7 protein-coding genes are annotated in these 10,677 nt (G+C 66.1%); 4 read left to right on the plus strand and 3 right to left on the minus strand.

From position 1 onward, the window contains the following. Positions 1-40: 40 nt before the first annotated feature. Together AC1DIQ_RS11895 and AC1DIQ_RS11900 are read left to right on the plus strand one after the other, a co-directional pair. Positions 41-1,225: a class I SAM-dependent methyltransferase gene (locus AC1DIQ_RS11895; RefSeq protein ID WP_121041239.1), complete on the plus strand. Its 1,185-nt coding sequence runs from the start codon at positions 41-43 to the stop codon at positions 1,223-1,225. A gap of 1 nt (position 1,226) precedes the next feature. Beyond that, positions 1,227-1,616, plus strand: coding sequence for a VanZ family protein (locus AC1DIQ_RS11900; RefSeq protein ID WP_121039849.1), 390 nt, complete (start codon positions 1,227-1,229; stop codon positions 1,614-1,616). Between the two features lie 65 nt (positions 1,617-1,681). Here the strand turns inward: AC1DIQ_RS11900 and AC1DIQ_RS11905 are convergent, their stop codons facing one another. The 3 genes from AC1DIQ_RS11905 to AC1DIQ_RS11915 form a co-directional block, all read right to left on the minus strand. Continuing rightward, positions 1,682-4,018, minus strand: coding sequence for a family 20 glycosylhydrolase (locus AC1DIQ_RS11905; protein ID WP_121039846.1), 2,337 nt, complete (start codon positions 4,016-4,018; stop codon positions 1,682-1,684). Between the two features lie 93 nt (positions 4,019-4,111). Then, on the minus strand, positions 4,112-6,742 hold the full coding sequence (locus tag AC1DIQ_RS11910) for a TonB-dependent receptor (RefSeq protein ID WP_478050088.1): 2,631 nt from the start codon (positions 6,740-6,742) through the stop codon (positions 4,112-4,114). A 136-nt stretch (positions 6,743-6,878) separates the two neighbouring features. Then, the gene (locus tag AC1DIQ_RS11915) at positions 6,879-7,907 is read right to left on the minus strand and encodes a glucokinase family protein (RefSeq protein ID WP_478050089.1); all 1,029 of its coding nucleotides are present in this window, start codon (positions 7,905-7,907) and stop codon (positions 6,879-6,881) included. Between the two features lie 366 nt (positions 7,908-8,273). Here AC1DIQ_RS11915 and AC1DIQ_RS11920 point away from each other — a divergent pair, with 366 nt between their 5' ends. Both AC1DIQ_RS11920 and AC1DIQ_RS11925 read left to right on the plus strand, forming a co-directional pair. After that, positions 8,274-9,566, plus strand: a complete 1,293-nt coding sequence (locus tag AC1DIQ_RS11920) for a sugar MFS transporter (RefSeq protein WP_478050090.1) — start codon at positions 8,274-8,276, stop codon at positions 9,564-9,566. Positions 9,567-9,608: 42 nt separating this feature from the next. Beyond that, positions 9,609-10,676 (plus strand): LacI family DNA-binding transcriptional regulator, encoded by a 1,068-nt coding sequence (locus tag AC1DIQ_RS11925; RefSeq protein WP_478050091.1) that lies wholly within the window; start codon positions 9,609-9,611, stop codon positions 10,674-10,676. Position 10,677: the final 1 nt, after the last annotated feature.

The following is a 10,677-nucleotide window of genomic DNA, read 5'->3' on the forward strand; positions in this document are numbered from 1 at the left end:
TCAGGCTATGCTGTGCATTGTCACCGCAATCGCCCGCGCCATGCATTCCCCACTGCCCACCCCCGAATCCGACGCCCTGGCCCACAGCGACGAGCTGGCTGCGGCGCTGCGTGCTGAAATCCTCGCCAACGGCGGCGCGATGCCGTTCTCCCGTTTCATGGAGCTGAGCCTGTATACCCCCGGTTGGGGCTATTACAGCGCCGGCGCGAGCAAGTTCGGTGCCGCCGGCGATTTCACCACCTCGCCGGAGATCGGCGCGCTGTTCGCCGCGACCCTGGCCAATGCGATCGCCCCGATAATGCAGCAGCTCGGCCCGGAAGCGCGTTTCATGGAAGTCGGTGGCGGCAGCGGCGCGTTCGCCGAAGTGCTGCTCAAGCGCATGTTGGAACTGGATGCACTGCCTGAACGCTACGCGATCCTGGAGCCCAGCGCGGACCTGCGCGAGCGCCAGCGCGAGCGCCTGGAAATGGCGCTGATCCCGCCGGTGTTCGCCCTGGTGGAATGGCTGGACGGCCCGTTCGATGACGACTGGGACGGCATGGTGTTTGCCAATGAAGTGATCGATGCCTTGCCGACGCCGCGCTTCCTCGCGCGCGATGGCATGGTCTACGAGGAAACCGTCGAGCTGGATGCGCAGGGCGCCTTCGTGCGCGGCGCGCAGCCGGCCGATGCGATGCTCACCGCGGCGGTGCGGCATGTGGAGCACTACCGTCAGAAGCCCTTCGCCGATGGGTACCGTTCCGAACTGCTGCCGCAGCTGCCGTACTGGATCCAGGCGATCGCCGGCGGCCTGAGGCGCGGCGCGATGCTGTTCGTCGATTACGGCTACCCGCGCAACGAGTATTACCAGGACGACCGCGACGACGGCACGGTGCGCGCGTTCTATCGCCACCACGTGCACAACGATCTGTACCGCTGGCCGGGCCTGCAGGACCTGACCGCCTCGGTGGATTTCACCGCGTTGGCCGAGTCGGGCACCGGGGCCGGATTCGAACTGGCCGGTTACTGCACGCAGGCCAGTTTCCTGCTCGGGAACGGGCTGGATACGCTGCTGGAGAAAGCCGACGCGCGCACCGACGAGATCGGCCGCGTACGCCTGCGCGATCAGGTGAAAAAGCTGACGCTGCCGACCGAGATGGGCGAGCGCTTCCAGGTGATGGGCTTCCAGCGCGATGTCGATTTCGAACCCGCCTTCGAACTCGGCGATCTGACCTGGCGTCTGTAAGGTGGCGGCGACACCCGTGCTTAAACCGCTGCGCTGGCCACGGTTCTGGCTGGCGCTGTGGTGGCTGGCGGTGCTGGGCACGATCGTGGTCTGCCTGATCCCGCCGCCGCCGATCCCGTTGCCGGAAAACAGCGACAAGGTCGAGCACTTCCTCGCGTATTTTCTGCTGGCCGCATCCGCCGTGCAGATCTACCAGCGTCGCGCGGCCCTGGTCTGGGCCGCGCTCGGCCTGGTCACGCTGGGCATCGGCATCGAGTTCGCCCAGGGCGCCTTGACCGTCAACCGCATGGCCGACCCGATGGACGCGCTGGCCAACAGCGTCGGCGTGCTGGCCGGCATGGCGATCGTGTTCACCCCGTTGCGCGATCTGCTGGTGCGCCTGCGCGGTTGATGCGTGTGACGCCGGCGACCCAAGACGGGGAGTGCCGGCCGCTGGCCGGCACCCCGGTGCCCCGATTACCGCGGCAACAGCGTCATCTCATCCAGCACCCACATGGTCGGCCGGGTATCACCGGTGAAGCGCACGCACAGATTCTGCGTGCCCTTGAGCGAGCGCGGCAGCGCCGCCTCCAGCGTGATGAACCCATCGGCGCCCGGCGCGGCCGGCAGTGCCACGCTGGCCAGCGGCTTGCCATCGCACTGGCCGCCGAGGATGTCCATTTCCCCATGCGCGCTGCGCTTGGGCGCGAAGCGGCGGTTCGGCTCGTCGTGGGCCAGCTGGAAGTAGTACGGGATCTGTCCGGCGCGGATGCGGAGCGTGGCGATGCCATCCACATCCGCGTCCTTCCACAACCAGCACGGGTTGAAGATGTCCACGTTGAAGATCGCGCGCTCGCCATCGGCCGGGCCGTCGTCTTCCAGGCGCAGCAGCAGCTGGCCTTCGCCCGGGCACTGCGCGAGATGTTCGTCGGTCCGCGACAGCAGCGACCCGGCGGTGATGTCGAAGCGGCTGGCCGCCTTGGCCAACGCCTCGCCGTTGAAGAACGTCGCCGCCTGCAGTGCCACCGGCAGCGGCTGCTGCAGCGGGGCGGTGTAGCGCGGTGACTGCGCGGTGACCGCGCTGCCGTCCACGCTGTAGTGGATGTCGTAACCGAGCGGGGTGCGCAGGGCCAGCGTCGCGGTGCCGGCGGCGCGGTCGTCCGTGCTGTCCAGTTCCACCTGGAATGGCGTCTGCGCATACGCGATGCCCATCGCCTGGTAACGCTTCAGCTGCGCCGGCAGACGCGCCAGGAAATCCGCATAGTCGCGGCGCTCGCGCGGCGACCAGCCGGTCTCGGCCACCGCGGCCAAGCGCGGGAACAGGTTGTGCTGCAGGCGCGCGTAGCTGCGCGTGTGCTCGGTGAACATGTTGGCCTGCAGGCCGAGGATGTGGTGCTGCTTGTCCTTGGCCAGCGCGTCCGGCACCGGCTCGAAGCCGTACACGCGGGCCAGCGGAATCGTCGCCGGGCGGCCCGGCGGCTCGTTCTCCGAGTTGGTCTGCAGGTAGTCCATGTACATGTCGGTCACCGGCGACATGACCACGTCGTGGCCCTCGCTGGCGGCCTTGAGGCCGCCTTCGGTGCCGCGCCAGGACATCACCGTGGCTTCCGGCGGCAGGCCGCCCTCGAGGATTTCATCCCAGCCGATCAGGCGCCGGTCGTGGTGTTCCAGGAAGGTCTCCAGGCGCTTGATGATGTGGCTCTGCATTTCCATCTCATCGCCGGCGCCCACTTCGCGCATGCGCGCCTGCACCCGCGCGGAGGCTTCCCACTGGTCCTTGACCGCTTCGTCGCCACCGACGTGCACGTACTTGGCCGGGAACAACGCGATGACTTCTTCCAGCACGTTCTCAAGGAATTCGAGGGTGCTGTCTTCCGTGTTGAACAGGTTCGGGAACACGCCCCATTCGCTCAGCGGCTTGAGCGGGGTGTCGATCGTGCCGAGCTCCGGATAGGCCGCGATCGCCGCGGTAGCGTGACCGGGCACGTCGATCTCCGGGATCACCTGGATATGGCGCGCGGCGGCATACGCGATCACCTCGCGGATCTGTTCCTGGGTGTAGAACCCGCAGTAGGGACGCTCGGCGCCGGTGACCGGATCGCGGCCACCGTCGCCGGCCGGAATGCGGCAGCTGCCGACGCCGGTCAGTTTCGGGTAGCGCTTGATCTCCATGCGCCAGCCCTGGTCATCGGTGAGGTGCCAATGGAAGGTGTTGAGCTTCTGCTCGGCCATCGCATCGAGGACCTGCTTGATCTCATCCAGGCTCTGGAAGTGGCGGGCCGAATCGAGCATCAGGCCGCGCCAGCTGAAACGGGGCGCATCATCGATGCGCAGCGCCGGAAGCGTGCCATCGCTGCCGCCGGTGAGCAGCTGCGAGAGCGTTGCCGCACCGTAGAACAGACCGGCCTCGGTGGCGGCCTGCACGGTAGCGCCACGCGCGTCCGAACGCAGCTGGTAGCCTTCGGCACCGGTCTTGAGCGTGGCGTCGAGCACGAAGCGGATGCCGTCCTTGCCGCGTCCTTCGCTGACCGTTACCGCCGGGCCACCGCTGTCGCGCAGCAGGGTGGCGAACTGTGCAGCCACGCGGGCGGCGGCCTGGCCCTGTGCATGCACAGGGGTGGCGGTGGTCACGGTGTAGCCGGCCCCGTCGATGCGATCGACCCTGGCGGGCGCGGGGATCAGCATCAGCGAACCGGGCAGGGCCTTTGGGCCAGCCGGTGCCTGTGCGTCGGCGGCCTGGGCCAGCGGTGCGAGGGAGAGTGCCAGTGCGAAGGACAGCAGCGACAGCGAGGTACGACGGGTGCGGGTGTGCATCGGGTCATTCCTTTGTAGCGAATCGGGTTCCACCTGTGAAACGGGCCCGGAAATCCGGGCCCGTTTCAGGCATTCAGCATAGTGCCAAGGCGATCAGAACTTGAAGTGCAGGGTGGCCATGTAGCGGCGGCCGCTCTTGTAACGCGAGGCCAGGTGATCCTTGTCGCCAAGGTACTGGAAGTACTCTTCATCGAGCAGGTTCTGGGCGTCCACGGTGACCGACCAGTTCTCGTTGAAGGTGTAGCCGAAGCTGGCGCCCAGCTCGGCGTAGTCGTCCACGCTGGCCGGTGCCGAGCCTGCGACGTAGCCGCCGGCCAGGTAGCTGTCACGCCAGTTGTAGGTCAGGCGGGCGTTGATCGGACCCTTTTCGTAGTACGGGCTGAACGCAACCGAGTTGCGCGACTGGTAGGGCAGCGCATCACCGGAATTGTTTTCGCCGTTGGCGTAGGTGTAGTTGGCGGTCAGGCCGAAGCCGCTTTCGCCGAAGGGCTGCTGGTAGCTGAGGTTGAAGCCCTTGACGTGACCGCTGCCGGCATTGCGCGGACGCTGGATGCTGTAGTCGCAATAGCCGTCGGCCGCACAGCCGTTGGTGCCCACGATGTTGGCCCAGGTGGCCGGCGAGGTATCGCGGATCGAGTTGTACTGGCGCTCGGTGACGGCGCTGGTATCGATGTAGTTGTCGATCTTCTTGTAGAACAGCGACCAGGCCACCACCGATTGCGGAGCGAAGTAGTACTCGGCCGACAGGTTGTAGTTCCAGGACTCATACGGCGACAGGGCCGCGTTGCCGCCACTGCCGGTCAGGGTGGTGTCGTTGAGGAAGGTGTTGTTCACCATCTGGTTGTACGGCGCCCACGCGATGACCTTGCTGGCGCCGAAGCGGAACACCCAGTCGCTGTCGGTGTCGTAGACCAGGTTGACCGAGGGCAGCAGGAAGTCTTCCTTCTTGGTCTGGGTCTGCCACTTGCTGTCCAGATCGGTCAGGGTGGGGGTACCGCCGTAGACGAAGCCGCTGCCGGCCGTCTTGGAATCCACGTAGCGCACACCGACGTTGCCGCGTACCGGGCCATTGGAGAAGTTCAACTGCGCATAGGCGGCATTGTTGGTCTGCTCCAGCGCCCAGCTGTTGTTGAGATAGCTGGCCGGATCCGGGTTGGCGAAGTCCAGCGGGCTGCCCTTGACCCAGTTCAGCACGTTGTCGCGGCCGGCCTGGATATGACGGCCCTGGCCATCGGCGAAGCCCTGGATGTCGGTCAGACCGATGGTGCCGACGTCGGCCAGGGTGCCCGGACGCACGCCGCCATACACGTTCAGATCGAAGCTCTCTTCGTGCTTGCCGTGGCGAACGCCGAACTGCAGCTGGTTGAAGATGCTGTCGAACTGCACATTGAAGTCCAGCTGTGCGTAGGTGTCCTTGCTGTCGGTGGAGAAGATGCCGTTGTTGCCGAACCAGCCGCCGGCCGAGCCCCAGTTGGCCGGATTGCGGGCGGCATCGGGGTTGTCGAAGGTGATGCCCTTGTCCAGGTTCCAGCTGAAGCCACCGTTGTAGAACGGTTCGATGAAGTACTGGGCCAGATCCTTGTTTTCGGACTTGCTCTGGCCAGCCTGGCCGCTGATACCCCAGCCTTCACCCTTCCAGGCACCGCGAAGGTCCAGGCCCTTGGTGGTCACTTCGGATTCGCGCACGTTGTTGTCGTAGATCACCGTGCCGCTGTTGGCCGTCGCGCTGGCGTTGGAGTGACCGCTGGTGACCACCCCGTTGCGCACGTCGCCGAGCTGGTTCACCGCACCTACGGTGCCGGGATTCCACGTCAGGAAGGAGTACATCGACTGGTTGTAGTTGTCGAAGTTCTCCTTGATGTACAGGCCGCTCAGGTTGAACTCGAGTTCGTCGGTCGGCTTGAACTGCAGATTGACCACGGCGCTGTCGCGCTTGCGGTCCTGCTGGAACCACGCCGCGTTGACCGAATTGGGCACGTCCGCATTCGGGTCCACGCCCGACGCGTTGGTGAAGGTGGACGCCTTGGCGTAACCAAACACTTCTATGCCCTGACGGTCCACGCGCTCTTCATAGTGCTGCGCGGCCACGTTGATGCCGAAGGTTTCTTCGTCATTCTTCCAGCTGTAGATGGCCGAGGCGTTCGGCTTGCCCTTGCTGGCCTGGTCGCTGTAGCTGTAGCCCACGGAAGCGGCCACTTCGTTGGCGCGCATGTCCAGTGGCTGGCGGGTGTGCATCAGGATGGTGCCGCCCAGGCTGCCTTCAGTCAGGCGCGCTTCGGAGGACTTGATGACTTCCATGCGACCCAGGATCAGCGGCGACAGCAGGGTGTAATCGAAGCCGCGGTTGGGCTGCTCGCCGTACAGCCAGATCGCCTGGGCGACCGGGTGGCCGTCCAGGAAGGACAGGTTGAGGCTGGGGTCGGTGCCGTCGATGCTGACGCGCTCACCCTGGCCGAAGCGGCGGTCCAGCGAGATGCCGGGCAGCTGAGACAGCGCTTCTGCAACGTTCGTACTGGGGAACTTGCCGATGTCCTCGGCGGTGATCGCCTCGGAAATGGTCACGTTGTTGCGCTTGGTATCCAGCGACTTTTCGAGGCTGGCGCGGATGCCGACGACGCTGACGGTGTCCAGGTCGGTGGGGGTACTGGAGGTTTCCTGCGCCTGCGCGCCGAACACCAGACAGCTGAAAATGGCTGCCGAAAGCAGACTCTTGCGATGGTTCATGATGTCTCTCCTCATCAATCCGATGGTTCGCCGGCGACGGCGTGTCTTCTTGCGTCTGGTACGACTTTTCCGCGCGCCCTAAACCGGGGCGTGCCATGGGTGCTGCGTACTACGTAATGCCTTTCCCGGCGCGCCGTCAGGCGGTCGGGTGGTCCCTATGGCCCAGGTACCAGCTGGCAGCGCCGATGACGCCCAGCTGCCCGTGCTCGACCACCTTCACGGGAATACGTTCCAGCGCCTCGCGCATCGGGCCCTTGTTGAGGTACCGCTCGACGAAGGTGCTGTTCAACAGAAAGTCGCGGATCTGCGGCAGGATGCCGCCGGCCAGGTAGACACCGCCGGTGACGCCGTACTGCAGCGCCATGTCCCCGATGGTGCTGCCGAGCAGGCCGCAGAACACATCCAGGCTCTGCCGCGCGAGCGGGTCCTGGTCGGCCATGGCGGCGGCGGTGATCGCATCGGGGGTGGTCAGCGCTGGCGATTGGCCGCTCAACGCACACAGGGCGCGATACAGATTCATCAGGCCGGGGCCGGACAGCGCCTGCTCGACCGAGACATGCGACCGGTCGCGCAGCATCTGCCGCACGATCGCCATCTCCAGTTCGGTGGTGGTGGCCAGGGTCGGCTGGCCGGCTTCGGTCGCCAGCACGACGGCGCCGTGCGGGGTCGGGATCCACACCGCCGCGCCGAGGCCGGTGCCGGGGCCGACCACCAGGGTCGGGCCGCGCGGGGCGGTGGCCGGGCCGGTCAGCTGCAGCACGCCGCTGGCATCGACCTGGGCGGCGGCATAAGCCACGGCCTCGAAGTCATTGACGATGTACACCTGGTCCAGGCCGACATCGCGCTCGATCTGCCGTGCCGACAACGGCCAGGGCAGGTTGGCGGTGATCACCGTGCCGTCGTCGCGGGCATAGCCGGCGGTGGCGACCACGCAATGCGTCGGGCGCGGGCCATCGGCCAGGAAGTCGGACAGGATCGCGCTGAGGCCGGCGTAATCCGCATTGCGGAACTTGCGGTAGTCCAGCAGCTCCACCGGATGGGCCGGATCGGCGCTGGCCTGGACCCGGCTAACCCGGACATGCGTGCCACCCACGTCGGCGGCCAGGAACGGCGGCGTCGCGGCGAGCGGGGCATGGGCCGGAACAGCGTGGGCGGCGTTGGTCACACGGACTCCATCGGTTGGGCGTGGCCAGGGTTGCCCCGGCGATTGAGGCGGAGTCTGTAATCGTTCTGACAACGATGTCAACGATAACCTCACACTTTCGATGCTGCGCCGCAACGTGGGTTTGCGCGGGAAAACGTTTTCATCACACTGCCGTCATGTTTTCGCAAACTGCCGTTAATACGGGCTCCGCTCCGCCCGCGGCGAGCGCTGCCGCCAGATTGCGCAGGTGCAGCAACGGAAAATGCGCGGCGCTGGCGTGAACCAGTTGTTGACAAACCTGGCGGCTGCAACGAATAAATGTGACAACGTTGTTCCCAGCCACTCTTCCGATGCCGCTCCGGCGCCGTCGATGCAGGAGCCTCCTTGATGTCTGCCGTGCCTGCTGCCTCCGCGCGTTCGAGCGTGCTTACCTCGATCCTGATCATCGGCGTGCTGTTCTTCCTGATCGGCTTCTTCACCTGGCTCAACGGCCCGTTGATCACCTTCGTCAAGCTCGCCTTCGAGCTGGATGAGGTGGGCGCCTTCCTGGTGCTGATGGTTTTCTACCTGTCGTATTTCTTCCTGGCCCTGCCGGCCTCGTGGATCCTCAAGCGCACCGGGATGAAGAAGGGCCTGAGCCTGAGCCTGCTGGTGATGGCGGCCGGTGCGGTGGTGTTCGCCCACTTCGCCCAGCAGCGCTGGTACCCGGGCGCGCTCAGTGGCCTGTTCATCATCGGCAGCGGCCTTGCCCTGCTGCAGACGGCGGTCAACCCGTACATCAGCATCCTCGGCCCGATCGAGACCGCGGCCCGGCGCATCGCACTGATGGGCATCTGCAACAAGATCGCCGGCATGCTCGCCCCGGTGCTGATCGGCACGCTGGTGCTGCACGGTATCGGCGATCTGGATGCCCAGGTGAAGGTCGCCGATGCGGCCGCCAAGACGGTGCTGCTCAATGACTTCGCCGCCAAAATCCAGCTGCCGTACATGGCCATGGCCGGGCTGCTGGTGGTGCTGGCGGTCGGCGTGCTGTTTTCGCCGCTGCCCGAGCTGAAGACCGCTGAAGCCAATGCCACGCCGGCCCGCGCGCCAGGGGTGGCCGAGCGCACCAGCATCTTCCAGTTCCCACACCTGTGGCTGGGCGTGCTGTGCCTGTTCGTGTACGTCGGCGTGGAAGTGATGGCCGGCGATGCGATCGGCACTTACGGCCACGGCTTCGACCTGCCGCTGGACCAGACCAAGATGTTCACCTCGATCACCCTGGCATTCATGCTGTCGGGTTACGTGGTGGGCCTGGCGCTGATTCCGCACCTGGTGACGCAATCGCGCTACCTGAGCATTTCGGCAGTGCTGGGCGTGCTGTTCTGCATCGGCGCGCTGCTGACCCACGGCTATGTCTCGGTAGGCTTCGTGGCCGCGCTGGGCTTTGCCAACGCGATGATGTGGCCGGCGATCTTCCCGTTGGCGATCCGCGGCCTGGGCCGCTTCACCGAGACCGGCTCGGCCCTGCTGGTGATGGCCATTGCCGGCGGCGCGATCATTCCCCAGCTGTTTGCCGTGCTCAAGCAGCACTTCGATTTCCAGTGGGTGTTCGCCGGCCTGATGGTGCCCTGCTACCTGTACATCCTGTTCTATTCGATGCGCGGCCACCGGGTCGGGCTGTCCCGCGACGGGCAGTGATCGGCGATCATGGACGCTCAACCGGTCAGCCAGGAAAAGACGATGCGTAGAGCGACCATCAAGGATGTCGCCGAACGGGCCAAGGTATCGCTGAAGACGGTCTCGCGGGTCATCAACAACGAGCCCTCGGTGATGCAGGCCACCCGTGCACGGGTGCTGCGTGCGATCGCCGAGCTGGACTACGAGCCCGATCCGGCCGCGCGCAACCTGCGCACCGGCACCACGCTGGTGGTCGGGCTGGTCTACGACAACCCCAACCCGTACCACATCATCGGCGTGCAGAACGGCGTGCTTGCCGCGTGCCGCGAGACCGGGTTCGGCTTGCAGATCCATCCCTGCGACTCCAGCTCGCCGATGCTCGCCGAGGAACTGGCCGACTGGGTGCAGCGTTCGCGCCTGGCCGGGCTGGTGCTGACCGCGCCGATGTCCGAGCGCAGGGATCTGGTGGCCGCGCTCACCGCACGCGGCATCAAGCTGGTGCGCATCATCGCCGCCACCGCCGATCCGCAGGACGGCGCCTGTGTGTTCGTCGACGACCGCGAGGCCGCCTACGAGATCACCGAGCACCTGATCCAGCTGGGCCACCAGCGGATCGGCTTCCTCTGGGGCGGCACCTCGCACCGCTCCAGCGGTGAGCGCTACGCCGGCTATGAAGCGGCGCTGCGCGACTACGGCATGACCATCGACAAGCACCTGGTGGTGCAGGGCGATTACACCTTCGATGATGGCTTCCGCGGCGCGCGCCGCCTGCTGGCGCTGCGCGAACCGCCCACCGCGATCTTCGGCTCCAACGATGAAATCGCCGCCGGCGTGTTGGCGGCAGCCAAATCCACCGGCATGAACGTGCCGTACGACCTGTCCATCGCCGGTTTCGAGGACAGCCCGTTCTCGCGCCAGTCCTGGCCGCCGTTGACCACCGCCAAGCAGGCCACCGAAGACATCGCCCGGCATGCCGCGCGCCTGCTGATCGCGCAGCTGCGCAGCGATGCCTACGACGACGCGCCGTTGCAGCTGCAGAACCAGGGCTTCGTGCCGCAGCTGGTGGTGCGTGGTTCCACCGCGCCGATGCGCCCACAGGGTGCACGGCTTCCTTCTCCTGAAACGACCTGAG

Source organism: Stenotrophomonas sp. 05L413 (genome assembly GCF_056397945.1).

Coding starts and splice junctions, on each gene's coding strand:
- AC1DIQ_RS11895 (WP_121041239.1), top strand. CDS start 41: ATGCATTCCCCACTGCCCACCCCCGAATCCGACGCCCTGGCCCACAGC.
- AC1DIQ_RS11910 (WP_478050088.1), bottom strand. CDS start 6,742: ATGAACCATCGCAAGAGTCTGCTTTCGGCAGCCATTTTCAGCTGTCTG.
- AC1DIQ_RS11925 (WP_478050091.1), top strand. CDS start 9,609: ATGCGTAGAGCGACCATCAAGGATGTCGCCGAACGGGCCAAGGTATCG.
- AC1DIQ_RS11905 (WP_121039846.1), bottom strand. CDS start 4,018: ATGCACACCCGCACCCGTCGTACCTCGCTGTCGCTGCTGTCCTTCGCA.
- AC1DIQ_RS11920 (WP_478050090.1), top strand. CDS start 8,274: ATGTCTGCCGTGCCTGCTGCCTCCGCGCGTTCGAGCGTGCTTACCTCG.